26 protein-coding genes are annotated in these 24,723 nt (G+C 67.0%); all 26 read right to left on the bottom strand.

The features are described 5' to 3' along the window. Nucleotides 1-15 precede the first annotated feature (15 nt). The 26 genes from AC13GF_RS20415 to AC13GF_RS20290 all read right to left on the bottom strand — a co-directional run bounded on the left by AC13GF_RS20415 (nt 16) and on the right by AC13GF_RS20290 (nt 24,434). Complete coding sequence (locus tag AC13GF_RS20415) at nt 16-2,151, bottom strand: putative bifunctional diguanylate cyclase/phosphodiesterase (protein ID WP_483005801.1); 2,136 nt, start codon at nt 2,149-2,151, stop codon at nt 16-18. A 164-nt stretch (nt 2,152-2,315) separates the two neighbouring features. Continuing rightward, entirely contained in the window at nt 2,316-3,107 is a 792-nt protein-coding gene (gene fliR / locus AC13GF_RS20410) for a flagellar biosynthetic protein FliR (RefSeq protein ID WP_483005800.1), read from the bottom strand. A 13-nt stretch (nt 3,108-3,120) separates the two neighbouring features. After that, the gene (locus AC13GF_RS20405) at nt 3,121-3,390 is read right to left on the bottom strand and encodes a flagellar biosynthetic protein FliQ (RefSeq protein WP_005413254.1); all 270 of its coding nucleotides are present in this window, start codon (nt 3,388-3,390) and stop codon (nt 3,121-3,123) included. Between the two features lie 82 nt (nt 3,391-3,472). Next, a complete protein-coding gene (fliP, locus tag AC13GF_RS20400) occupies nt 3,473-4,252 on the bottom strand; it encodes a flagellar type III secretion system pore protein FliP (RefSeq protein WP_043395553.1) in 780 nt (259 codons plus the stop codon). 1 nt (nt 4,253) lies between these two features. Continuing rightward, nucleotides 4,254-4,673 carry a flagellar biosynthetic protein FliO gene (fliO, locus tag AC13GF_RS20395; RefSeq protein ID WP_483005799.1) on the bottom strand — a complete coding sequence of 140 codons (420 nt, stop codon included), beginning with the start codon at nt 4,671-4,673 and terminating at the stop codon, nt 4,254-4,256. Next, the gene (fliN, locus tag AC13GF_RS20390; RefSeq protein WP_005409543.1) at nt 4,670-5,005 is read right to left on the bottom strand and encodes a flagellar motor switch protein FliN; all 336 of its coding nucleotides are present in this window, start codon (nt 5,003-5,005) and stop codon (nt 4,670-4,672) included. Before fliN ends, fliO begins: the two co-directional genes overlap by 4 nt. After that, nucleotides 5,002-6,006 (bottom strand): flagellar motor switch protein FliM, encoded by a 1,005-nt coding sequence (fliM, locus tag AC13GF_RS20385; RefSeq protein WP_032129211.1) that lies wholly within the window; start codon nt 6,004-6,006, stop codon nt 5,002-5,004. Before fliM ends, fliN begins: the two co-directional genes overlap by 4 nt. A 10-nt stretch (nt 6,007-6,016) precedes the next feature. Next, nucleotides 6,017-6,532, bottom strand: coding sequence for a flagellar basal body-associated FliL family protein (locus tag AC13GF_RS20380; RefSeq protein WP_010482427.1), 516 nt, complete (start codon nt 6,530-6,532; stop codon nt 6,017-6,019). Between the two features lie 246 nt (nt 6,533-6,778). Further along, a complete protein-coding gene (locus AC13GF_RS20375; protein ID WP_483005798.1) occupies nt 6,779-7,927 on the bottom strand; it encodes a flagellar hook-length control protein FliK in 1,149 nt (382 codons plus the stop codon). Continuing rightward, nucleotides 7,927-8,394, bottom strand: a complete 468-nt coding sequence (gene fliJ / locus AC13GF_RS20370; RefSeq protein ID WP_005416437.1) for a flagellar export protein FliJ — start codon at nt 8,392-8,394, stop codon at nt 7,927-7,929. The genes AC13GF_RS20375 and fliJ overlap by 1 nt, the downstream gene beginning before the upstream one ends. Before the next feature lie 3 nt (nt 8,395-8,397). Further along, nucleotides 8,398-9,783: a FliI/YscN family ATPase gene (locus tag AC13GF_RS20365; RefSeq protein WP_005413257.1), complete on the bottom strand. Its 1,386-nt coding sequence runs from the start codon at nt 9,781-9,783 to the stop codon at nt 8,398-8,400. Beyond that, on the bottom strand, nt 9,780-10,403 hold the full coding sequence (locus tag AC13GF_RS20360) for a FliH/SctL family protein (protein WP_483005797.1): 624 nt from the start codon (nt 10,401-10,403) through the stop codon (nt 9,780-9,782). The genes AC13GF_RS20365 and AC13GF_RS20360 overlap by 4 nt, the downstream gene beginning before the upstream one ends. Next, complete coding sequence (gene fliG / locus AC13GF_RS20355) at nt 10,400-11,386, bottom strand: flagellar motor switch protein FliG (RefSeq protein ID WP_024958226.1); 987 nt, start codon at nt 11,384-11,386, stop codon at nt 10,400-10,402. The genes AC13GF_RS20360 and fliG overlap by 4 nt, the downstream gene beginning before the upstream one ends. Before the next feature lie 7 nt (nt 11,387-11,393). Further along, a complete protein-coding gene (gene fliF, locus AC13GF_RS20350) occupies nt 11,394-13,040 on the bottom strand; it encodes a flagellar basal-body MS-ring/collar protein FliF (protein WP_049444832.1) in 1,647 nt (548 codons plus the stop codon). A gap of 13 nt (nt 13,041-13,053) precedes the next feature. Further along, entirely contained in the window at nt 13,054-13,419 is a 366-nt protein-coding gene (gene fliE / locus AC13GF_RS20345) for a flagellar hook-basal body complex protein FliE (protein ID WP_005409552.1), read from the bottom strand. 426 nt (nt 13,420-13,845) lie between these two features. Beyond that, nucleotides 13,846-13,998: a hypothetical protein gene (locus AC13GF_RS20340; RefSeq protein WP_483005796.1), complete on the bottom strand. Its 153-nt coding sequence runs from the start codon at nt 13,996-13,998 to the stop codon at nt 13,846-13,848. 290 nt (nt 13,999-14,288) lie between these two features. After that, on the bottom strand, nt 14,289-15,794 hold the full coding sequence (locus AC13GF_RS20335) for a sigma-54 dependent transcriptional regulator (protein WP_483005795.1): 1,506 nt from the start codon (nt 15,792-15,794) through the stop codon (nt 14,289-14,291). After that, a complete protein-coding gene (locus tag AC13GF_RS20330; RefSeq protein WP_010485922.1) occupies nt 15,791-16,168 on the bottom strand; it encodes a response regulator in 378 nt (125 codons plus the stop codon). The genes AC13GF_RS20335 and AC13GF_RS20330 overlap by 4 nt, the downstream gene beginning before the upstream one ends. Nucleotides 16,169-16,182: 14 nt before the next feature. Next, on the bottom strand, nt 16,183-17,592 hold the full coding sequence (gene rpoN / locus AC13GF_RS20325) for an RNA polymerase factor sigma-54 (RefSeq protein ID WP_483005794.1): 1,410 nt from the start codon (nt 17,590-17,592) through the stop codon (nt 16,183-16,185). Nucleotides 17,593-17,915: 323 nt separating this feature from the next. After that, nucleotides 17,916-18,548: a response regulator gene (locus AC13GF_RS20320; RefSeq protein WP_005413261.1), complete on the bottom strand. Its 633-nt coding sequence runs from the start codon at nt 18,546-18,548 to the stop codon at nt 17,916-17,918. Between the two features lie 91 nt (nt 18,549-18,639). Beyond that, a complete protein-coding gene (locus tag AC13GF_RS20315) occupies nt 18,640-19,218 on the bottom strand; it encodes a PilZ domain-containing protein (protein WP_010485910.1) in 579 nt (192 codons plus the stop codon). Continuing rightward, complete coding sequence (locus tag AC13GF_RS20310) at nt 19,215-19,508, bottom strand: hypothetical protein (protein ID WP_010485909.1); 294 nt, start codon at nt 19,506-19,508, stop codon at nt 19,215-19,217. Before AC13GF_RS20310 ends, AC13GF_RS20315 begins: the two co-directional genes overlap by 4 nt. Then, nucleotides 19,505-19,921 carry a flagellar export chaperone FliS gene (gene fliS / locus AC13GF_RS20305; RefSeq protein WP_005409561.1) on the bottom strand — a complete coding sequence of 139 codons (417 nt, stop codon included), beginning with the start codon at nt 19,919-19,921 and terminating at the stop codon, nt 19,505-19,507. Before fliS ends, AC13GF_RS20310 begins: the two co-directional genes overlap by 4 nt. A gap of 128 nt (nt 19,922-20,049) precedes the next feature. Beyond that, on the bottom strand, nt 20,050-21,468 hold the full coding sequence (gene fliD / locus AC13GF_RS20300) for a flagellar filament capping protein FliD (RefSeq protein WP_483005793.1): 1,419 nt from the start codon (nt 21,466-21,468) through the stop codon (nt 20,050-20,052). Nucleotides 21,469-21,909: 441 nt separating this feature from the next. Beyond that, nucleotides 21,910-23,145 carry a flagellin gene (locus AC13GF_RS20295; protein ID WP_483005792.1) on the bottom strand — a complete coding sequence of 412 codons (1,236 nt, stop codon included), beginning with the start codon at nt 23,143-23,145 and terminating at the stop codon, nt 21,910-21,912. An 86-nt stretch (nt 23,146-23,231) separates the two neighbouring features. Beyond that, entirely contained in the window at nt 23,232-24,434 is a 1,203-nt protein-coding gene (locus AC13GF_RS20290) for a flagellin (protein WP_483005791.1), read from the bottom strand. Between the last annotated feature and the right edge of the window lie 289 nt (nt 24,435-24,723).

The raw sequence follows: 24,723 nt of genomic DNA, 5'->3' as shown, positions 1-24,723 counted from the left end.
CGGGCGCAGGCTCGGCTACAGGGGAGCGTTGTCGCTGGGCGGTGGGCTCTGCGCCAGTTCCACCCGCGGCCGGGGCAGGTCGTGCAGTTGCATGAAGCGCGCCGCATCCACCGGGCGGCCGAGCAGGTAGCCCTGCAGGTAATCGCAGCCCAGCCGCTCCAGGTAGGCGCGCTGCGCGGCGGTTTCCACGCCTTCGGCCACGATGTCCATGTCCAGCGCATGGCCCAGCGCCACGATGGCCGAGACGATCACCACATCTTCGGCACTGTGCTCCAGATCGCGCACGAAGGCATGGTCGATCTTGATCTCGGTCGCGGGTAGCCGCTTCAGGTACAGCAGGCTGGAGTAGCCGGTGCCGAAGTCATCGATGGAGATGCCCACGCCCAGTGCCGACAGCGCCTGCAGCAGGCGCAGGCTGGTATCGGTATCGCGCATCACCGTGCTTTCGGTGATCTCCAGCACCAGGTGGCGCGGGGCAATGTCGTAGCGTTCGATCACCTCACGCACATCCTGCAGCAGGTGCGGCGAACTGAACTGCACCGGCGACAGGTTCACCGACATCGACCAGCCTTCGTGACCGGCGTCGTGCCAGCGGCGCAGCTGCAGGCAGGCCTGGTCCAGCGCCCAGCGGCCGATGTCGTTGATCGCACCGCTGCGTTCGGCCAGCCGGATGAAGCGATCCGGCGGGATCAGGCCATGCTCCGGATGGCGCCAGCGGATCAACGCTTCGGCACCGGCCACCTTCTGCGTGGCTACCTGGATTTTCGGCTGGTAGTGCAGGAACAGCTGTTCGCTGCCGATCGCCCGGCGCAGGTCGGCCAGCAGCCGGAACTGTTGTTCGGCGCTGTCATTCATCCAGTCGGCGAACAGCACGAAGGCGTTGCGACCGGATTCCTTGGCCTGGTACATCGCCGCATCGGCAAAGGCCATCAGCTGCCGCTCACTGGCAGCGTGGTCGGGACAGATCGCCACGCCGATGCTGGCGGTCACCTGCAGTTCGTTGTCGGCCAGCAACGGCCCGCTGCCGACCGCCTGCAGGATGCGGCGCGCCAGGGTCGGAAGGTCCTCGTCGTGCTCGATGCGCACCACCAATACGAATTCGTCACCGCCCAGGCGAGCCAGCAGGTCGTTGGGCCGGAGCAGCTGGCGCGTGCGTTCGGCCACCGCCACCAGCAGTGCATCACCCGCCTGGTGGCCATAGGCATCGTTGACCTGCTTGAAGCCGTCCAGGTCCATGAACATCACGGCGAAACGGCTGCCACCCTGTTCGGCCTCGGCCAGTGCCTGCACGATGCGACGCTGCAGCAGCAGGCGGTTGGGCAGGCGGGTGAGTGGGTCGTGCAGTGCAGCCTGGGTCAGTTCCTGTTGTGCGTCGGTCAGCGAGGTGCTCAACAGGGAATTGCGCAGGCGCAGCAGCTGCGCCTCCACCCGCTGGTCCAGCCAGGACACCACCAGCACCACGGCCAGGATCGCCACGGTCAGCACCACCACCAGCATGGCCAGCCATTCGCTCTGCAGTCCATCGCCGACTGCCGCGCCGCAGATGCTGCCTTCCGGGAAGCGCGCGGCGGCCATGCCGGTGTAGTGCATGCCTACGATCGCCAGCCCGAGCAGGCCGGCCGCTGCCAGACGGTCGCCAACACGGGTGCGCTGCGCACGCAGGCGGAACGCCACATACAGGGCCGTCCACGAAGCAGCGACCGCCACCATCAGCGAAAACAGCAGCCAGCCGGGGTCGTAGTCGATGCCCGGCTGCATGCGCATTGCAGCCATGCCAACGTAGTGCATGCCGGCGATACCGGTGCCCATCAGCAGTGCGCCGCCAGCCAGGCGCGGATGCGGCAGGGTGCGCAGCGAGACCAGCCACAGTGCGAACACCGACGAGGCGATGGCCAGGGCCAGGGAAAGCAGGGTGATCGGCAGGTCGTAGCCGAGCGGAATGGGCAGGTCGAAGGCGAGCATGCCGATGAAGTGCATCGACCAGATGCCCAGGCCCATGGCGAAGCCACCTCCGAGGCGCCACCACCACGCCGCGCCCCTGCCGGGTGCGGTGACCGTGCGCCCGGCCATCGCCAGCGCAGTGTACGAAGCCATCACGGCAACCAGCAGCGAGATCGCCACCAGCCACGGGTTGTACGTGCCTACCAGCATTCGTCAGTCTCCCGGACCTGCCTGTCGACGGAAACCACGGTGGGGCATGCATGAGGCAGGCCGACGCAGGGCGGCGGCCACGTGCGGCATCCCCCCGGTTGCCGCGCATTCACTCTAACGCGCAGACCCGGGGGAAGGGCAAGCAGTAAAACGTGATGATCGGGTCAGTGTGTGACCGCGTCCGCAGCCTGGAAGGCGGCGTCGAACAGGCGCTGCACCGGCGGGCCCATTTCCCCGGCCAGCAGGGCCAGCAGGAACAGGCCCAGCAGCAACGAGACCGGCAGGCCCAGCTGGATCGGGTTCAGCGCCGGGGCCGCACGGGCCAGCACGCCGAACGCCAGGTTCACCGCCAGCATTGCCACGATCAGTGGAATGGCCAGGGTCAGTGCGCCGCGCAGCACGGTCAGCAGGAAGGTCGGGGCGATGCTGAAGAAGGCGTGCGGGTCGGGCAGCGGAGCGCCGATCGGCAGCGCCCGGTAGCTGTCCACCACCAGCGAGATCAGCGCCAGGTGCCCGTTGGCGGTGAAGAACAGCAGGCCGAACAGCAGGTAGAACCACTGGCCGATCACGCCCGAGGTGCCACCGCGCAGCGGATCGCTCATCTGCGCGAAGGCCAGGCCGGTGCCCTGGGCAATCAGTTCACCGGCCATCGCGCCAGCCTCGAACACCAGCCGCAGCAGGAAGCCGATGGACACGCCGATGGCCAGCTCGCGGGCGATGGTCAGTACGGTGGCGGCATCGAAACCGGTCCAGTCCGGTACTGGCGGCAGCAGCGGTGCCAATGCGATGGCCAGGGTGCCGGCCAGTATCACGCGCACCCGTCCGGGAACGGCACGGGTACCGACCATCGGCATGGCCATGGCCACCGCGCCGATGCGCAGCATGGTCCACAGCACGGTGCCGATCATGCCGAAGGCCTGAAGGCCGTCGGCGGCCATCTGGGTGGCGGCGTCCATCGAAGCGCGTGTCCTAGCCGATCAGGTGTGGAATGCGCTGGAACAGCAGCGTGGTGAATTCAACCAGGTGGCCGATCAGCAGGCTGCCCAGCGCGAACAGCACCGCGGTCAGCGCCGCCGCCTTGGCAACGAAGGCGATGGTCGGTTCGTTGAGCTGGGTCGCGGCCTGCACCACGCCCACCACCACGCCCACCACCAGCACGGTGAGCAGCAGCGGGCCGGCCACCCACAACACGGTGATCAGGCCGCCACGCAGTTCGGTCAAGGCAAGTTCGGGAGACATTCGGGGTCCATCTGCTTATGTGGAGTCGAGCCGCGCTCGACTGTGCTTCTGTAGAGCCGAGCCACGCTCGACTGCCTCTCAATCACGCCGGATTGAAGCTCGCCGCCAACGTACCTACGGTCAGCACCCAGCCATCCACCAGCACGAACAGCAGGATCTTGAACGGTGCCGACACCAGCATCGGTGACAGCATCATCATGCCCATCGACATCAGCACGCTGGCCACCACCAGGTCGATGATCACGAACGGGATGAAGATCAGGAAGCCGATCTCGAAAGCGGTTTTCAGCTCGCTGGTGACGAACGAGGCGACCAGCACCGGGAACGGGATCGCATCGGGACTGGCGTAGGTGCCGTGCCCGGCGATGCCGGCGAAGGTCATCAGATCGGTCTCCCGGATCTGCGCCAGCATGAAGGCGCGCAATGGCGAGGTGGTCAGCGTCCAGGCAGTCTGGAAGTCGATCTCGCCATTGAGATAGGGCGCCATGCCGGTGCTCCAGGCCTTGTCCCAGGTCGGCAGCATGATCATTGCGGTAAGGAACAGCGCCAGGCCCAGCAACACCTGGTTGGAGGGCGTCTGCCCGGTACCCAGTGCCTGGCGCAGCAGGCCCAGCACGATGATGATGCGGGTGAACGAGGTCAGCACCAGCAGCATCGACGGGATCAGGGTGATCGCCGTCATCAGCAGCAGGGTCTGCAGCGGCAGGCTGACCGGCGCACCACCGATCTTGCCGACGTTGATGTCCGGCAGCGGGGTGGTCGGTGCGCCGGGTGCAGCGAACGCCAGTGCCGGCAACAGGCACAGGGCGAGCATCAGCAGCCACGGCATCAGGGTGGCAAGACGGGTACGGGTGACACGCATGTCAGGGGTCCTTGCGCAGCCGCTGCTGCAGCAGCTGGGCGAAATTCGGCAGGTTCTTGAAGTCCGGCACGCGCACCGGGGCGGGCGGCGGCAGCGGTTCGGGCAGGGTGTGCAGGGTGTTGATGCCGCCGGCGGTGACGCCCAGCAGCAGTTGCTGGCCATTGACCTCCACCACCACCACACGCTCCTTGGCGCCGACACTGAGGCTGGCCACCAGCTTCATGCCGTCGGCCGGGCGGAAGCCGCTGCCGGGCAGGCGCTTGAGCAGCCAGCCCAGGCCGATCACCAGGGCCAGCACCGCCAGCAGCGCCAGCACCGCGCCGAACAGGCTGGGTGCGGCGGCCGCGTGCTGGCCGACCTGGGGCCCGATGGGCGCGGCGGTCTTGCCGACCGCCAGCAGGGTGGAGGCCAGCAGGCTCAACGCAGTCTCCGGATCCGCTCGCTCGGGCTGACCACATCGGTCAGGCGCACGCCGAAGCGGTCATTGATCACCACCACTTCGCCATGGGCGATCAGGGTGCCGTTGACGAACACATCCAGCGATTCGCCAGCGCCGCGCTCCAGTTCCACCACCGAGCCCTGGTTGAGCTGCAGCAGGTTGCGGATCGGCAGGCGAGCGCGACCGACTTCCAGCGACAGGGTCACCGGAACGTCCAGAATCACGTCCAGGTTCAGGTCCGGACCGTTCGCCTCATCGGCCTGCAGGCTGCTGAACTGGGCCGGGGTCGGTTCGAGGGCGTCGATATCGTTCATTGCGGGTCTTCCTGGATGACGGGTGCGCGCGGGCGGGTGCCCGGCGGATGGGTAGCGGTGATCTTCACGGCGTTCATGCCGTTGGCGATGCCGAACTCGCCGGTGAACACGGGAATGTTCTCCACGCACAGCGGCACCTGCGGGCTGAGCTCGATCGGCAGGATGTCGCCGACCTTCAGCTGGGTCAGGTCGCGCAGGGTCATGCGCTTGCTGGCCAGCACGCTGGACAGGGTGACTTCGGCGATGTTGAGCTGTTCACGCAGGGTCTGGCCCCAGCTCTCGTCGCGATCATTGCGGTCGCTCTGGATGCCGGCGTCGAGCAGCTCGCGGATCGGCTCCAGCATCGAATACGGCAGGGTGACGTGGATGTCGCCGCCACCGCCGTCGAGTTCGACGTGCAGGCGGCACACCACCACGTATTCGCGCGGCGTCACGATGTTGGCGAAGTGCGGGTTGATTTCCGAGTTGATGTATTCGAAGTCGACATCCATCACCGGTGCCCACGCCTCGCGCAGGTCGGCGAAGGTCTGCTTCAGCAGCAGGTGGATCACCCGCATTTCGGTGGCGGTGAACTCGCGGCCCTCGATGCGGGTCGGGTAGCGCCCGTCGCCGCCGAAGAAGTTGTCGACGATGGCGAACACCAGGGTCGGTTCGAACACGATCAGGCCGGTACCGCGCAGCGGCTTGAAGCGGATCAGGTTCAGGTTGGTCGGTACATACAGCGAGTGCATGTAGTCGTTGAACTTGATCAGTTCGATACCGCGCACCGACAGTTCGGCCGAACGGCGGATCAGGTTGAACAGGCCGATCCGCCACAGGCGCGCGAAGCGCTCGTGGACCATTTCCAGGGTCGGCATGCGACCACGGATGATGCGGTCCTGGCTGGCGAAGTCGTACGAACGTGCTTCGCCTGACGGCGGCTCCGCATCGGTCTCGACCGCGCCACTGTCCACGCCGTGGAGCAGGGCATCAATCTCGTCCTGGGACAGCAGGTCATTCATCGGTGGGCCCTTACTGGGTCACGAAGCTGGTGAACAGCAGATCGTCGGCGCCGTTGCTGCCGGTCTCGGCCTTGAGCACCTTCTGTACCTCGGCCAGCGAGGAGGCCTGCAGCTTCTGCTTGCCGGCCACATCGGCGATCTGGTCCGGGCTGACCTGCGAGAACAGCATCAGCAGGCGTGCGCGGATGGCGGGGGCATGGGTCTTGATCGCTTCCAGCGCGGCCGGGTCGCGGGTCATCAGCTGCACTTCCAGCTGCAGGTAGCGCGGGCCGTCGACCGGGCCGTTGAGGTTGACCACGAACGCGGGGTCCAGCGCGAAGTACTGCGCCGGTGCCGGAGTGCTGGCCTTCTTCGGGGCCTGTGCGGTCTTCTCTTCGTGCTTGGACTGGGTGAAGAACCAGACGCCGCCACCGGCGGCAGCGGCGGCCAGTACGGCCACCAGCGCGGTGATCAGGATTGGACTACGCGGCTTGGCGGCCTTGTCCTTCTCGGCGGTCTTCTTGGTTTTGTCAGCGGCTGCGGCCACGGGGTGAAGCTCCTGAGGGTTGCTTCACCGGGATATGCAAGGGGTGTGCCGAAGGCGGGGCAGAGGGGGGGACGGAATTCCGTCGGCGTGCCGGTGGCGCCGTGCGGAGCAAGCTCCGCACCCACCAGCGCGATACTGGCAGGGGCGGCTCTATTGCCCCGGTGCCCTGGTGGATGCCAACCGCCCCGCTCTGGTAGGTGCCAACCGCATCGCTCTGGTGGGTGCCAACCTTGGTTGGCACGCCTGTCAGGCGTAGGCGTCCAACAACCCGCGCTGGCGGATCAACTGCGCGGACGACACGCTGGCGTCGCCCGGCGACGGTTCTCCGTCACCTGCCATGCCGCCGCCGCCGGCCTGGCCCGACGCATTGCCGTCACCACCGGGCGCCTGGTGGCCGACATCAGCATGAGCCAGCTGGAAACCCTGTTCGCCGAGAAGTTCGCGCAGGCGCGGCAGGCTGCTTTCCAGAGCCTGGCGCACATCCACGTGTGGGCTGCTGAAGCTGGCATGCACCTTGTCGCCGTTCAACTGCAGGCGCACGTCGACCGGCCCCATGTCGTCCGGACTCAGCCGGATGTGGGCATGGCCGATCTTCTGGTCGGCCAGCCAGCCAAGGCGCGCGCCAATGGCCTGATCGAAACCATCGTCACCGAGCACCGGCTTCGGTGTCGGCTCGCCGTTGAAGATGGCATTACCCGTGGCCAGCGCGGCCTTCAGATCCTGCACGGCCGCGTTGCCCGGTGCATGCAGCAGCGGCGCCGTGGCACGGTCGCCGATGAGGAGTGCGTCGCTGCCTTCACCGCGCTCGCTGCGCTTGCCGGGCAGTACCAGCTCAGGCAACGGCAGTGGGGTCGGCTGGTCGGCTTCGCTGGGGGCGTTGCCCTCGGCGGTGGCCGTAGCGGTCGCGGTTGTTGTAGGCGGCAGGGCTGCTGCGACCGGTAGTGCAGCGGGGGCGGGTAGTGCATTGCCGTCTGCGTCGGCGGCCGTAGCTGTCACTGCTGGCAGAGTGGCGGCAGGATCGGCAGGTGTCGGTACCGCCAGCACCAGTCCTGCCAGGCCGAGCGGTGGCCACGGGGCTTCCTCGGCCGTCGCCGGGGCGTCCTTTTCGGCAGCGGGCTTGGCTTGCACTGTGGGCACCGCGGCTGCGGTCTCTTCGGGTGCGGCAGCGCTGTCCGGCCTGCGCTCGGCACCAGCCTGGCCATTGCTGTCGGATGCCGGCCCCTGCGTGGACGGCGTGGGCGTGTTCGAGAGTTTCGAGGGTGCATCGGCACCCGGTGAGCCACCCTGCAGCAGTTGGCTGAATTCCTTGTTGCCATCACCGCGTGGCGCGCGCGTTGCGCTGCTACCGGAATTCTGCGGTTGCGCGTTGGCGCTGCTGGCCAATGGCGCGGGCATCACGAGCGGCCTCCCTGCTCGGCGCCGTCCTGGTCTTCGGCCTGTACCAGGCGGGCGCGGCGGGCACCGATGTCGTCCATTTCGCGCTGGTCGCGGCGGTCGGTCACTACCTTCTCCTGCGCGCGGTAGCTGGCGGCCAGCTGTTCCAGCACGGCCTTGTCACGACTGGCCAGGATCAGCCGGGCGCGCTCTGCCTCTACTTTCTCGCGGTTACCGTTGACCGTGGCCTGCTGCTGCTCGACCGCACTGTCGAGGCGGTCGAGGAAGGCGCGGCGGTTCAGCAGCTGCGCCGGGCTGGTCGCCGCCATCTGCGCGTTGGCGTACTCCTCGGCGTAGCGGCGTAGTTCGTCCAGTCGCGATAGATGGGTATCGAGCACGCGCTGGCGTTCGGCCAGATCGCGGGCGACCGCGTCCTCGTGTTCCTGGGCCCGCTTGAGCAGGGGATCGATGCGCTTGGACTGGTTCATGGCTTAACTCTCTTGTTCCACCAGGCGCTGCAGCGCCGCCTGGCTGTGCGGGAGATCTGCGGCCTTGGCAACGTCCTGGCCGAGGAACTCCATGATTTCCGGCCAGCGTTCCAGGGCTTCGTCGGTGGCCGCGTCGTTGCCGCGCTGGTAGGCACCGATGGCGATCAGGTCTCGGTTGGCCGAGTAGGCCGAGACCAGTCGCTTCAACTTGCGGATGCGCAGGCGCCACGGCTCGTCGGCGATTTCCGTGACCACGCGGCTGACCGACGATTCGACGTCGATGGCCGGGTACAGGCCGCTGTCGGCCACGCGCCGCGAGAGCAGGATGTGGCCGTCGAGGATCGCGCGCGCTGCATCGGCGATCGGATCCTGCGGATCATCGCCTTCGGTGAGCACCGTGTAGAACGCGGTGATCGAGCCACGGCCCTTGGCGCCATTGCCGGCGCGTTCGACCAGTGCCGGCAGCTTGGCGAACACCGACGGCGGGTAGCCGCGGGTGGTCGGCGGCTCACCCACCGACAGGCCGATCTCGCGCTGTGCCTGGGCAAAGCGGGTCAGCGAGTCCATCAGCAGCAGCACGTTCAGTCCCTGGTCGCGGAACCATTCGGCGATGGCGGTAGCGCGGTAGGCACCGTGCAGGCGCGCCAGCGGCGGCCGGTCGGCGGGACTGGCCACCACCACGGCGCGGCGCAGGCCTTCCTCGCCCAGCGTGGTCTCGACGAAATCGCGTACTTCGCGGCCACGTTCACCGATCAGGCCGACCACGATCACGTCGGCGGCGGTGTAGCGGGTCATCATGCCCAGCAGCGTCGACTTGCCGACGCCGGAGCCGGCGAACAGGCCGACACGCTGGCCGCGGCCGATCGGCAGCAGCGCGTTGATCGCACGCACGCCCACGTCCAGTGGCTGGGTGATCGGTTCACGTGCCAGCGGATTGATCGACACGCCGGCCATGCCGACATGGCCCTCGGCGCGGATCGGGCCCTTGCCGTCCAGCGGCACGCCGTCGCTGTCGATGACGCGGCCGAGCAGGCCTTCGCCCACTTCAACGCCGCCACGGCGCGCGGACGGCACCACCCGTGCATTGGGCAGCAGGCCGTGCAGTTCCGCGCTGGGCATCAGGTAAGTGCGCTCGCCGGCGAAGCCGACCACTTCGGCATCGACCCAGCCACCATCGACCACTTCCACCTTGCAGCTGGCGCCCAGCGGCGCCTCGCAGCCGACGGCTTCCAGGGTCAGTCCGACCGCGCGGCGCAGCACGCCTTCGCGGATCAGGCCACGGCCATGGGCGGTATCCACGCGCAGGCCATCGAGCCGACGGGCCAGGCGCAGGTTGCGGGCCATGGCCCAGTCGGCCGGTGGCGGCGTCGGCTGCGGATCGGGGTTCATGCATTGGCTCCGGTCTGGCGGATCACCGCGTCCAGCGCGCCTCGCAGTCGGGCTTCCAGGGTGCCGTCGATGCGCACCGCTTCGGCGTGCACGCGAAGATCGCCGCGGCTGAGGCTGGTGTCCGGCACCAGGCGCTGTTGTGGCGGCAGGCTCAACAGCGGGGCGAGGGCGGCGATGTCGTCCGGGTGCAGTCGCACTTCGACCTCGCGGGTGCTGCCACCCACCGCGTCGATGGCCTCACCGACCAGCTGTGCCAGCAGTGCCGGGTCAGCTTCGTAGGCGCGGCCGACCAGCGCACCGGCGATGCGTACCGCCAGTTCGCCCAGTGCGCCGACCACTTCGTTCTCCAGCCGCACCAGCGGTCGGCTGAAGTTGTCGAGAATGCCTTCGATCTGCGCGGCGAGGCGACGCACCTCTGCCTGGCCCTGGCCGTAACCTTCGGCATGGCCGTGCTGGAAGCCTTCCTTCTCGGCGCTGTCCTGGATGGCCTGGATTTCCTCCAGGGTCGGCAGCTGCAGCGGCGGCTCCGGCTCGGTGAGTTCGAACGCATCCTCCTGATCCAGCACCGGTTCGGGCTGGGCCAGCAGGTCCGGGGCAAGCCAGCGCACGACGTTGCTCACAGCATGGCCTCCGCGCTGCCACCGATGGTGACGGTGCCTTCATCAGCCATGCGCTTGACGATGGCCAGGATCTCGCGCTGTGCGCCTTCCACGTCGGACAGGCGCACCGGGCCACGGGCTTCCATGTCTTCCAGCAGGATTTCTGCCGCGCGCTGCGACATGTTGCGGGTGATCTTGTCGCGCACCTTGATGTCGGCGCCGCGCAGGGCCAGGCCCAGGCGCTCGCCGCTCACTTCGCGCAGCACCAGCTGCATTTCGCGGTCGTCCAGGTCGACCAGGTCGTCGAACACGAACATCAGGTCCTGGATGCGGTTGCTCAACGGCGCATCGATGCGGGCGATTTCGCCCAGAATCGCCTGGTCCTGGCCGCTGTCCATGAAGTTCAGGATGTTGGCCGCGCACTGCACGCCGCCGATGTTGGACGACTTCAGGTTCTGGTTGCCGGCGAACTGGCGCTCCATGATCTCGTTGAGTTCATTGAGCGCGTTCGGCGGAATGCCGTCGAGGGTGGCGATGCGCAGCAGCACGTCCACGCGGGTACGGTCCGGCAGCAGCTTCAGCGCGTCGGCGGCCTGGTCGGTTTCCAGGTGCGCCATCACGATGGCGATGATCTGCGGGTGCTCGTTGCGCACCAGGTCGGCCACCGCACGCGGGTCCATCCACTTCAGCGCGTCCAGGCCGGTGGTGTTGCGGCCGAGTAGGATGCGGTCGATCAGGTTGCCGGCCTTCTCGCTGCCCAGTGCCTGCACCAGCATGTTGCGGATATAGTCGTCCGAGCCCACGCCCAGCGAGGTCTTCGAGCCCAGCTCCTGGCCGAACTGGTCCATCACCCGTTCCACCTGTTCGCGGGTGATGTCGGTCATGGTGGCCATGGCGATGCCGATCTTCTGCACTTCCTTGGGTTCCATGTGGCGCAGCACTTCGGCCGCATCCAGCTCACCCAGCGAAAGCAGCAGTACGGCGGCGCGCTGCACGCCAGTCAATGCTGCCTCAGTCATTGGCCACCCAACCCTTGACCACCTGGGCCACGCGCTTGGAGTCGGTCTTCACGGCTTCACGCGCCATCCGCAGTCGTTCCTCATATGAATCCACCGGCAGGGCCAGTGCGTCCGGCCCGCCCAGGCTGGCCCGGTCGGCGCCCAGCGCCGGCAGCGGCATGCCATCGTCATCGACCAGCTGTACGTCCGCGGTGTGCGGTTCCAGAGCCTGTTCGTCGTTCTTCTTGTTCTGGCCGGTGATCGCGCGCAATGCCGGGCGCAGCACGCCGAACAGCAATGCCAGCACCACCACGGCGCCCAGCAGCATGCGGCCGGCATCGTGCACCCACGGCAGCTCCCACCAGGCCGGGCCTTCGACCGGCGTGGTATCACGCACGAACGGGGCGTTCATCACCGACACGGTGTCGCCGCGCTCGGCATTGAAACCGACGGCCTGCTTGACCAGTGCCTCGACGCGGGTCAGTTCGGCGGCCGACAACGGCTGCGGGCTGACCTTGCCGTTGGCACCGGCGCGCGGCACGTTGTCCACCAGTACCGCCACCGAGACACGCTTGATGCGGCCCGCCGGCTGGCGGGTGTGCTGCAGGGTGCGGTCCAGCTCGTAGTTGCGCGTCGCGTTCTTGCTGCTTTCGGTCGGGGTCTGTGCGGTGGCGGGTGCAGCCTGCTGGCCCGGCGGGCTGTTGCTGGTCGCGCCCGGCACGCCCTGCGGGCCCGGGGTGCTGGTGGTGTTCTCGCTCATCTGCTCGCTGCGCAGCTTCTGCGGTTCACCGTTGTAGAGCTCACGGGCTTCCTCGGTTACCGAGAAATCCATGTCCACGCTCACTTCCGGGTTGACCCGGCCGGGGCCGGTCATCGGCTCCAGCAGTTCGCGGATACGCTGGTTGAACGAGGTTTCCTGGCGGCGCACCTGCTCGAACTGGGCGGCGTTGACCGCCGCTTCGCTGTTCGGGTCGGTGATGCTGAGCATGCGCCCGCTCTGGTCGACCACGGTCACCCGTTCCGGAGCGAGGTCCGGAATGCTGGCGGCGACCATGTGCACGATGGCATCGACCTGGCTGCGTTCCAGCTGCTGGCCACCACGCAGTTCCAGGGTGACCGAGGCGCTGGCCACGTCACGCTGGCGGGTGAAGGCGCTGGGCTTGGGAATGGCCAGGTGCACGCGCGAATCGCGCACCGGGCGCAGCGTGTTGATGGTGCGCGACAGCTCGGTTTCCAGCGCATGCTGGTAGCGTGCGCTTTCCACGAACTGGCTGACGCCGAAGCCCGGATCACGTTCCATCAGCTCGAAGCCGAGCTTGCCGCTGTCGGTCAGGCCGGAGCCGGCCAGCTTCAGGCGGGCATCATGCAGGTTCTTTTCCGGCACGGTGATTCCGCCGGTGGCCGGGTCGAGCGCGAACGGAATCTGCGCGGCGCGCAGCAGGTCGGTCGCTTCAGCGGTGGCCTTCTGGTCCAGGCCGGTGTACAGCGGGACCATGCCCGGCTTCTGCGACCAGAAGAACACGGACAGGCCTGCCGCCACCGCCACCGCGATCATCGCCATCAGGCCCAGCCGACGGGTGATCTGCAGACTCTGCAGGCGGTCGAACCATTGCCCGGCCTTTTCGGCGTTCAGGCTGTCCTTGGAGAGCGTCAGTGCCATGCGTCTCTATTCCTTACAGCGGCATGTTCATCACGTCCTGGTAAGCCTGGACGAGACGGTTGCGGACTTCCACGGTGGCGCGGAAGGCGATCTGGGACTGCTGCGAGGCGACCATCACCTTGGCGAGGTCGGCGCTGGGGTCGCCCATTTCGAAGGCTTTGGCGAGGGCGCCGGACTTCTGTTGCGCATCGTTGACGCCGGCAATCGCACCACGCAGGGTTTCGGTGAAGCTGGCCGGCTGGGCCTGCGGCGCATCCAGCACCGTGCCCGGCAGGGCGTTGCTGCGCGGCGTTTCGCCCAGCGGGTTGAGCGCCGGCTGTCCCATCTGGGTCTGATAGGAGCGGATCTGCGAAAGGATCGAAGTGACGGAGTGGGACATCTGCAACGGTTCCAGAAACAGGGGATGGGGTTGTCTGCTGGAGCAGGTGCAAGTGCCGTGCCGAAACCGGTTTTCGATTCAGTGAAGTGAGGGTGTAGGTGTTTGGTGGCAGGGCTGCGCCCTGCACCCGCCGACGCCACGTCAACATCAACGTCAAAATCGGGCTATCCGTGGGGTGGCGGGGTGGGTCCGGTTACGGGGGACGCCGTAAACCCGTCCCTGGGGGCTTGGCCGCGGCATCCATGCCGCGGACACCCCCGCAACCGGACCCACCCCGCCTTCGACAGATCTGCGTAATCTGCCGGAATGGCATGGCCTGCTCTTGGTGGGTGCCGACCGTTGGTCGGCCCAGGGTCGGATCCCGTTGCTGTGCAACGGGCTCTGACCCCGGTCGTGGCGCCATTTAACCGGCGTCGGTTTTCTGGCCTAGGGCTGCAGGGTCCAGCGGCCGGAATTCTGGCGCTGGCGCGGTGCGATGGGGCCGTCGTGCTGGGTGTAGATGAAGCGACCCTGGCGGTCTGTCTGGCAGGTCAGCAGGAGGGTGTAGTGGGCGGGACCGGCTGGGTGGCTTTCAGTCATCTGGAATGGGCAGGGTGCAGTTGGCGGCGGTGGCGAGTGCCGGAAACAGCAGGGCGGCGAGCAGGGTGATGCGTTGCATGGTGGAACCTCGTTGGGAAGTCCCACTCCATCCTCCGGAACGCGGCAACGTTGTCTGTAGGAATCTGTGCAAATGCGCGGCGTTGTCAGGGCGCGGCCACGGTCTCTATCCACGCATGGCGTGGATCTGCTGACGTCGTGCAGCTGCGCCACAAACACCAACGCCTGGGCAAGCCCAGGCGTTCGTGCCCCCTTCATGCTGGTAGCACGCTTCAGCCGGCCAGTTCGGCCTGCTCGCGCTCGATGCCGTACTTGCGCAGCTTTTCCACCAGGGTGGTGCGGCGCAGGCCGAGCAGCTGGGCGGCGTGGGCGACGACGCCCTGGGTGCGTTCCAGCGCTTCGTTGATCAGGCCCAGTTCGATGTTGGCCATGTGGTTGCGCAGGTCCATGCCTTCATCGGGTAGTGCCGCCGGTGCCGCGGCGCGATTGACGGCAATGCCGTGCTCCAGTGCCGGTTGGCTGCCGCCGCCAGGGGTGTGGAACGAGAAGCTGCGCAGGTCCAGGCGTTCTTCGCTGGCATTCGGCTGTACCGGTGCCGGTGCGGCTACCGCCGCCAGTGCAGCGTCGCCGCGGTAGCGGGCCGGCAGGTCCTGCACGCGCACCGAACCACCCGGATGCAGCACCGCCAGGCGCTCGACCAGGTTGGTCAGCTCGCGCACGTTGCCGGGCCACTCGTAGCCAGCCAGTGCCTGCAGGGCTTCCGGAGTGAAGCGCACTTCGCCACGACCGGTGCGGGCCAGCTGTGCGGCGATGGTTTCCACCAGCGCCGGCAGGTCTTCGCGACGCTCGCGCAGGGCGGGCACGTCGATCGGGAACACGTTGAGGCGGTAGAACAGATCCTCGCGGAACTTGCCTTCGGCGATGCGCGTTTCCAGATCGCGGTGGGTCGCGGCCACGACGCGCACATTGCAGCGGATGGTCTGGTTGCCACCGACGCGCTCGAAGCTGCGTTCCTGCAGCACGCGCAGCAGCTTCACCTGCATCGGCAGGCTCATGTCGCCGATTTCGTCGAGCAGCAGGGTGCCGCCCTCGGCCATTTCGAAACGGCCCTTGCGCGCGGTCAGTGCGCCAGTGAAGGCACCCTTTTCGTGGCCGAACAGTTCGCTTTCCAGCAGGTCGGCCGGAATGGCGCCGCAGTTGATCGCCACGAACGGGCCATCACGGCGCGGCGAACGCTGGTGGATCGCACGCGACACCACTTCCTTGCCGGTACCGGATTCGCCCAGCACCAGCACGGTGGTATCGAACGCGGCCACCTGCTCGATCATGGTGCGCAGCGCAGTCACCGCCGGGCCGTTGCCGGTCGGGCCTTGATCCTGCGCGGCACCGGCCTGGTGCTCGGCGTCCAGGCGCTTGAGGCTGGCGCGGCGCAGCAGGGCTTCCATCTGCGCATGGCGCAGCGGCGTTTCCAGCGGCCAGATGTTGGCTTCGTGCAGCCCGTGCTGCTGGGCAAACGCAGTGGCATCACCATCGGCCAGCAGTACCGGTGGCGGCAGGTTGCTGCCGCCCAGCCAGTGGTACAGCGCGGTGCTGGCAGTGGTGTCGTCCAGGCTGCCGACGATCACCGCCATCCAGTCGTTCTGGCGCTGGCGGCCCAGGTCGAAGTCGGCTGCGTCGGACACCCAGCGCGGGTTGAAATCCATGAATTCCAGCAGGGCAACGGTGCGCTCTGCGCGCACGGCGTCGTTGTCCAGCACCAGGATGCGCGATTCGCTCACGATCGATCCTCCCTGAGGCCTTCCAGGATCGGCATGACTTCCTGGATGTAGGACAGCTTGCTGACAAAATTGTCGGCGCCGGCGCGCAGCGCGTGTTCGCGGTGCTCGGCGTCGTCGAAGTGGCTGGCGATCACGATGTACGGTGCATCGTCCTGCGACTTGATCAGGCGGGTGGCCTGCAGGCCACCCATTTCCGGCATCGCCAGGTCCATCAGCACCACCTGCGGGCGCAGCGTTTCCGAGCGCTCGATCGCTTCCAGGCCGTTGCCGGCACTGCCGACGATCTGCAGCCAGTCGATCTTGCGGAAATGGCGCATCGCCGCATTGATGAAGCCCTCGTGGTCATCGACCAACAGGACCGTGAGCTTGTTCATGTCCAACATCCTTTTCAGCCCACCCGGGCCAGCTGCGGTTGCCTGGCGCCAAGCCGGCGCCGTTCACGGGCCGGGGCGATGTCCAGTTGTTCTCGGTATTTTGCGACGGTTCGGCGGGCAATGTTCACCCCCTGGCGCGACAGCAGGCCGGCGATGGCCTCGTCGGCCAGCGGGCGGCCGGCCGGTTCGGCGTCGATCAGGCGGCGGACCATGGCCTTCACGGCCTGGCCGGAGACGCTGGCGCCTTCCAGGCGCACGGCGAAGAAGTGCTTCAGTTCGAAGGTGCCGCGCGGGGTCTGCAGGAACTTGCCGGTGGTGATGCGCGAGACGGTGGACTCGTGCATGCCGATTTCCTCGGCCACTTCCTTCAGGGTCAGCGGTGCCATGGCCTCCTCGCCACGCACCAGGAACGCGGCCTGGCGCTCGACGATCACCCGCGCGGTGCGCAGCAGGGTGTCGTAGCGCATCGACAGGCCGCGGCTGAACCAGCGCGCTTCCTGCAGCATTTCGCGCAGTGCCGGTGCGGCCTCACTGGTCTCTGCCAGGGCCTGTTCGTACTGGCTGTTGATCGACACGCGGCGGCTGGTGGCCGGGTTCAGTGCCACTTTCCACTGGTCGTCGGCGTGCCAGGCGACCACGTCCGGCACCACCACGGCATTGCGTTCGGGCAGCAGGCTGTCACCCGGGCGCGGCTGCAGCGAGAGGATCAGGCGCACCGCCTCGCGCACGTCGTCGATTTCGGCGTCATGCAGGCGGGCGAGGGCGGGGTAGTCGTGCGCGGCCAGCGCGTCGAGCGCGCCATCGAGAATGCGGGCGGCCAGGTGGCGGGCGGGAACCGCGCCGTGCAGGCTGCGCAGCTGCGCCTGCAGGCCTTCGCGCAGGTCCTGCGCGGCCATGCCGGCGGGCTCGCCGTGCAGCAGCTGCTGGCGGATGGCTTCGACGCCGTCGGCGGCGATGTCGAACTGAGCGCTGGCCAGCAACTGCAGCTGGTCCAGCGGTGCCTGCAGGTAGCCGGCCTCGTCGCAGTGATCGAGCCAGAATGCTGCGACAGCCAGCTGGCGATCGTCCATGTCCAGCGACAGGCGCTGCAGTACGCGCAGCTGCGGGTCGCTGGATTCGCCGGCGGCGATGCGCGCCATGCGGTCGTCGTCGCCGTCCTGCCAGCTGGCGCCGGCCACGTCCCACATCGACGACTCGGGCAGCTCGTCGAAGGCGGCGGTGTCCATCGTGGTGGCACTGGCCTCGGTGGCATCGGCGGCGGGCGCTTCGGCCTCTTCGATCTCCAGCAGCGGATTGGAGTCCAGCAGACGCTGGATTTCCTGTTCCAGGTGCAGGCCATCGAGCTGCAGCAGCCGGATCGACTGCAGCAGCTGCGGGGTGAGGTGAAGTTGTTGGCCCAGCTGGGTCGAGAGTGCAGCCTTCATCGTGGTTCCCCGGCACCGCTCCCCGGCGCCTTGTGGAACGCATCTTGCTTTTGATCCGGCGGGGGCGGAATCAGGGGGTTCCTGAGGGGCTTCGTGAATGTCCTGACAGGGTGTAGGGGTATTCCCTACATTGGCGCGGAATGTTGACGATGGTCGCCGCTAAGTTGCTGATTTCCGGTGTAGGTGCCGGGTTAAGCGGGCTGCGCCGTGTACGGATTCCTGTCGGGGCGTGTCAGGGTGACGGGAATTCGTCGCCGGTGCAGTGCTGGGCAGGGGTCAGGTCCCTTTCCTGTGGAAAGGGATCTGACCCCATTCGCAGGCAATCACTCCAGCTCGTGCTGGTGGCGCGCGGCCAACAGCAGCAGATCGTTGGCGCGGCGGCAGCCGAGCGACTCCATCATGCGTGCGCGGTGGGTCTCCACCGTCTTGACGCTGATGCCAAGGTCGGCAGCGATTTCCTTGTTGCTCTCACCCTTGCCGATGCGGCGCAGGATCTCGCGCTGGCGCGGTGACAGCGCGGCGATGCCGGTGGGTTTCTCGCGGCCCAGCATCGGCGCCAGCATCTTGGCCGAGATCTGCGGGCTCAGGAACACCTGGCCGGCGTGCGCGGCACGCAGCGCCAGTTCCAGCTCCTGCGGCGCCGCATCCTTGACCACGAACCCGACCGCGCCGCGATCGAGTGCATCGCGCACGTGGGCGGCGTCGTCGTGCATGGTCATCATCACCACCCGCGTGCCGGGGGCGCGCAGGCGGATGTCACTGAGGGCTTCCAGGCCGGTGCGGCCGGGAAGTGACAGGTCCATCAGGACCACGTCCGGGGCGTGCTGCAGGGCCAGCTGCAGTGCCTGCTCGGCATTGCTGGCCTCGGCGACGAGCTGCACGTCGGCAAACCCCTGCAGCAGCCGCGCCAGGCCGGCGCGGACCAGGGTGTGATCGTCGACGATGAGAACTCGCACAGGCACGTTGGAGGTCCGTGAGGGGAGTCCACCTTAACTTAGCTGAACGGGCGCGCCAAGGGTTGCCCATCCGGCGTCATGGTGGCAGGTTTCAGCGGGCGCGGCGTGCTTCGGCCACCTGGCGGCGATGCAGGCGGAACAGATGCCGCTCCATTGCCATCTCAAGGCCATCGCCAAGACGCTGGAAACGCAGCCACAGGTAGTGACCACCACCACCATCCGCCGCTTCGGCGATTACTTCCACGGGCAGATCGATATGGTCGGGCAGCCAGTCGCTGGGCTGCAGGCGCACCAGGCCTGCCTGGCCGGGGCTGGCGCCGCTTCGCGGGCCCAACTGCAGGCGGATGCCGCGGCGAGACCAGCGCACGGGGCGCAGGGTCAGTTCCTGGCCCTGCTGGCGTACCAGACGGCCGAGCAGCACCATCGCCAGATCCAGCTTGGCTTCCAGCCGCTGCAGCTGCAGGCTGGACTCATTGCGGTCGTCATGCTCGTCGACGCGGCTGTCCTCGACCAGGGCCAGGCTGCGCAGCAGGCCTTCGGCACTGCTGGTACGACCAGCGGCGCTGCCCGCCTGGAACTCGGCCGGCAGGGCCAGCTCGCAGCTGAGCGTTTCGTCGAACAGCTCGCTTTCGGCCGGGTGATGCAGCGACGTGGTCGGCAATTGGGTCATGCCAGCGATTCTGCCTGCAGGTAGGCATGCGCCGCGCGAAGGGAACGCTGGCCATCGTTCATCAGTGCGGCGACCGCATCACGGCGCTGGCGCAGCAGGCCGAGCAGATTCTGCTGGCGTTCGAACAGCGCGGTCAGCGGCGCGTGGTCGGCGGCGGTCAGCGGCTGGCTGAGCAGCGCATGCAGCGTGCTGTCGTGACCGTCGAGCAGGCTGTCGGCCTGGTCGAGGGACTCTTCGCCCAGGGCCTTCTCGAAGGCGTCCAGCTGGGCGTGCAGTTCGTGCAGGCTCATGGCGCCACCGCGGCCGGGCGGCGCTGTTCCTGCGGGATCGCATTCCAGGCGCTGTCGATCTCGCCCAGCAGCTGCAGCGACTCATCCAGCGCGGCGCGGTCGTTGTGCAGGTTGGCCTCGGTCAGGCGCTGCAGCACGTAGTCGTACAGCGCCGACAGATTTCCGGCGATCTCGCCGCCGGCTTCATGGTCCAGCGAGCCGTTGAGGTGGCCGACGATCGCACAGACCTCGCCGATCGCCTTGCCCTTGCCGGCCTGGTCGCCACGCTCGAGGCTGGCCAGGGCACGCCGCACGCGCTCCAGCGCGCCGGCCAGCAGCATCGCCACCAGCTTGTGCGGATCGGCATCGGCGACCGCACTGGTCACTCCCACCTGGCGGTACTGCTCGGCATATTGACGGCTGGAACCGTACATTCGTGATTCTCCTTGCGCGGGGTGCCGCCGGCAGGTCGTGGGGACCGTTGCCGGCGGTGCGGCGTTGATTGCTGTTGCGTCCGTTATCGGTGCGTTACACGCCAAACTTGAGCGTTGCACGCAGTCCTTTAGCGGTTCAGCTGTGCCAGCTGCTGCTGCAGTGACGAATTGCTCTGCTGCAGCTTGCCCATCAGGCTGTCCAGCGCGATGAACTGCTTCTTGTAGCGTTCCTCGACGCCTTTCATGCGTACGTCCAAGGCCTTTCGACGCTTGTCGATGCCATCCAGTGTGTTGTTCAGGCCCTTGGTACGCGCAACGAAGGCGCCTTCCTTGCCAACCGTGGTGCTGACATAGCCGTCAACCAAGGAGTACAGCTGGCCCGCGCCGCCCTTGTCGCCGGTGATGGCCTGCCGGATGCGCTCCGGCTGGCTGCCCAGAGCTGCGGCGAACTTGGTGGCATCCAGTACCAGGCTGCCATCGGCGTTGGGGAAGCCACGGGTCTGCAGGCCGATCGCCTTGGCATCGAGGGCGTCGCCGGCCAGCTCCTTGAGCACGCCAGACATCACCGAGCGCAACTGGCTGGTGGCGCCGCGCATCTGCGCGTCGCCGGTCAGCGTCGATGCTTCCTTGGTCTTTGCGTCGTACTTGGTCTCGGTGTTGATCGCGGCGAGCGCCGCGTTGTACGCAGTCACGAAGTCCTGCATCACCTTGGTGGCTGCGGCCGTGTCGGTGCTGATCACCACCGTGCTCTTGCCAGTCGTCTTCAGATTCAGTGTCAGGCCCGGAACTGCGTCGGCCACGGTGTTGCTGGCGCTGACCACCTTCACGCCGTCGATGGTCAGTTCGGCGTCGGCGGCCGCCGTGTTCTGCTTCAGGCTGCCGACCAGTGCGCCCAGCTTCGGGTCGCTGCCGCCATATTCCAGCTTGATTGCGCTGGCCGCGCCGGTCTTCTCCTGCGCGATGGAAAGGTACTGGTTGTCACCTGAGCTGATCAGCGTGGCCTGCACGCCTTCCTTGCGACCGACTGCGTCGAGCTTGTTGCGGATGGTGGTCAGCGTGTCGCCGGCTTCCACCTCCACATTGAGGGTCTTGGCCTTGTCACCGACGCCAACGGTCAGCGTCAAGGTTCCGGCACCGAACGTATCGGTCTTGGGGACCGAAGTGTCGGCGATAAGCTTGTGCGCGGTGGCCAGCGACTTTACTTCTACAAGGTGCGTACCGTTGGCAGCCGCCCCTTTGGTCGTGCCGAGATCGTACAGTGCCACCGATGCCGTCAGCACATCTTCGGTGTTGGCGGGCTGTGCCTTGCCGGTGGCGGACACCGTGCGGGTGTCGAAGGCGGTGGTGGCCTTCAGCGCGGTCAGCGCGGTCTTCAGCTTGTCGAAGGCGGCCGTTACCGTACCGATCGAAGACAGCTGCAACTTGGTCTTGGACTGCTGCAGGTTCAGGGCATTGTCGGCGGGCTTGCGATCGGCCGCGACGAGCTGGTTGACGATGTCCGAGATATTCAGTCCCGAGCCAATGCCACCGTATCCAAAGTCTGCCACGTCGTTTCTCCTGGTATTCGGGTCCATCCGCGTTGCGGCGGACCGTCGTCAACGAAAATAGCGGCCTGCGCCGCTGGGTCTTGAGGACTTCGTTGATGCATGCGCCGTGCCAGAGCCCCGGGACCGGTTTTGGCACGCAGGTTGCAGGAGGGTTGGGGCAGGGTGCGGGTGGATTCACCGCAGGCTGCCTGGGGTCTGCAAAAGACCCTCCCCCAATGCAGGGGAGGGATCAGGCTACTGACAATCGGGGGGAGACGAAGCCGCCCGGTACGTACAGTCAAAGGTACAGCGCTGAAAGAGAGGTCCGCAGGAGCGGGCGATACCGAGCCGGTTCGGGAGTGTTCCCGGGCCGGGCATGGCCCGCGCCTTCGTGCACCGTGGCTTCCGGGTTGCCGCTGCCGCCGTATTCAACCGGCGGCAGCGGAACCTTCTTGCCGTGGATCAGCGAAGCAGGCTGAGCACGCCCTGCGGCACCTGGTTGGCCTGGGCCAGCATGGCCGTACCGGCCTGCTGCAGGATCTGGGTGCGGGTCAGTTCGGCGGTTTCCTTGGCGAAATCGGTATCCTTGATGCGGCTACGCGAGGCCGACAGGTTTTCCGTCGAGGTCTGCAGATTGGCGACGACCGAGGTGAAGCGGTTCTGGATCGCACCCAAGTCAGCGCGGGTGTTGTTGATCGAGCTGAGCGCCTTGTCGACGATCTCCAGTGCCTGCTGTGCACCTGCAACGGTGGAAACGTCCACGTTGTCCAGCTTGCTGGAAGTGGCGCCAGTCAGCGCACCACCGTTGGTGCTGGTCTGGGTCAGGCCCACGGCCGCTTCGTTGGCGGCGGTCGCATAGGTCAGGCTGAAGGTCTGGCCGGCCTTGACCGAGGTCAGGTTGATGGTCGCGTCGTCGACCGAAGCCTGGACGCCGGTTTCGCCGATCTTGGCGTTGATGGCGGCGGCCGTGCTCTTGGTGATCGACTCACCGGCCTTGATCGTGAAGGCGCCAACGGTGACGTCGGTTGCCTTGCCATCGGCGTCGGTCACCTTGACGGTGATCTTGTCGATGCTCATGTCAGCGGTGGCCTTGTCGGTGTCGACGGCCGGAACCGGCGGCGGACCCGGCTGCGCCGGCGTGACGCCCAGCTTGGTGCCCTTGTAGACATTGGCAAAGGTGGCGTCGCCCAGCGAACTGGTCTTGGCATCGACGACCTTGTCGATGGCGATGGCCTGGCCAGCGTTGGCGCCGACCTGGAACAGCTGGCTGGAGAACGAACCGTCCAGCAGCTTGGTGCCGTTGAACTCGGACTGCTTGGCGACGCGGTCGATTTCCGACTTCAGCTGGGTAACTTCAGCCTGCAGCGCCTTGCGGTCGCTGGCCGAGTTGGTGGCGTTCGACGACTGCACCGACAGCTCACGGATGCGCTGCAGGTTGTTGCCGATTTCCGACAGCGAACCTTCGGCGACCTGGGCCAGCGAAATGCCGTCGTTGGCATTGCGGATGGCGACGTCGGTACCGCGGATCTGGGTGCCGAAGCGCTCGGAGATCGCCAGGCCGGCGGCGTCGTCCTTGGCGCTGTTGATGCGCGAACCGGAGGACAGGCGCTGGATGGTGGTGGCCAGCGAGCTGCCGCTGGTGCTCAGGTTGCGCTGAGCGTTCAACGACATCGTGTTGGTGTTGATGACTTGTGCCATGGTGCTTTTCCTTTGGCGAAGGTGGTACGTATTTCAGGAGCCGGGCGGCAGCTCAGCCGCCGCCCGGTGGTCGATCAAGGTGCAGATCAGCGCAGCAGGCTGAGCACGCCCTGCGGCACCTGGTTGGCCTGGGCCAGCATGGCCGTACCGGCCTGCTGCAGGATCTGGGTGCGGGTCAGTTCGGCGGTTTCCTTGGCGAAGTCGGTATCGCGGATGCGGCTGCGCGATGCCGACAGGTTTTCCGAGGAGGTCTGCAGGTTGGCCACCACCGAGGTGAAGCGGTTCTGGATCGCGCCGAGGTCGGCGCGGACGCTGTTGACCGATTCCAGGGCCTTGTCGACGATTTCCAGCGCCTGCTGGGCGCCGGCAACCGAGTCGATCTTGATGTCTGCGACATGCGCGGCTGTGGTGCCTGCGGCCGGGGTGTTCAGGTTGGCCGGGGTGGCGCCTGCCTGGACGGTCACGCTGGCGAGAGTGTTTTCGTCCTTGACCGAGGTCAGGGTGATCTCACCGGCGGTGGCGGACACCGCGGCATGCAGGCCGGTCTCGCCGATCTTGCCGTTCAGAGCTGCAGCGAGTGCCTTGGTGGCGTTGTCCTGGTTGGACTTCTGGATCGCGGCCAGCGCCGGGCCGGTTGCAGCGCCCGGGGCGGTGTAGTCGAAAGACACGTCACCGACGTTGATCGCGCCGACCTTGACGCCGACGATCTTGCCGGCTGCGGCATCGACTGCTGCGTTGTCCAGGGTGATCTTGCCGGCATCGACGAAGGTGGTGGCCCCCAACGATTCAGCCTTTGCATCCACCACGCTGTTGATCGCAATCGCCTGGCCAGCGTTGGCGCCGACCTGGAACAGCTGGCTGGTGAACGAGCCGTCCAGCAGCTTGGTGCCGTTGAAGTCGCTCTGCTTGGCGACGCGGTCGATTTCGCTGACCAGCTGGGTTACTTCGGCCTGCAGGGCCTTGCGGTCGCTGCTGGAGTTGGTGGCATTGGAGGCCTGCACGGCCAGTTCGCGGATGCGCTGCAGGTTGTTGCCGACTTCGCTCAGCGAGCCTTCGGCGACCTGGGCCAGCGAGATGCCGTCGTTGGCGTTGCGGATGGCCACGTCCAGGCCGCGGATCTGGGTGCTGAAGCGCTCCGAGATCGCCAGGCCGGCGGCGTCGTCCTTCGCGCTGTTGATGCGCAGGCCGGACGAGAGGCGCTGGATGGTGGTGGCCAGTGAGTTGCCGCTGGTGCTCAGGTTGCGCTGAGCGTTGAGCGACATCGTATTGGTGTTGATTACCTGTGCCATGGGGTCGTCTCCTCTTATATGGAACCCGTTGGTGAATGAAACGAAGCGCCGCCTGTTTTTTTGTGTGGCTGTGTGCTTCGTTGTTGCCAAATGAATAACGGCGCTTTGTCAACAACCTTTAGCCGTGAATTCCGTTGGAGCCGTAATTCGTTGCCGGAGGCTGTTTTTCCGGGGTTTTCCAGCCCTGGAGGGGCGTGAAGGCGGCCCCGGAGGGGGCGGCTGGGCAAGCCCAGCCAGCGCTGATGAAGGTATCGGCGGGGGCCAGCCGGGCTTGATGGGCAATCACGGA

The organism is Stenotrophomonas sp. 22LJNL06-5-1 (assembly GCF_056861455.1).
This window is presented reverse-complemented; position numbering and strand designations above follow the sequence as displayed.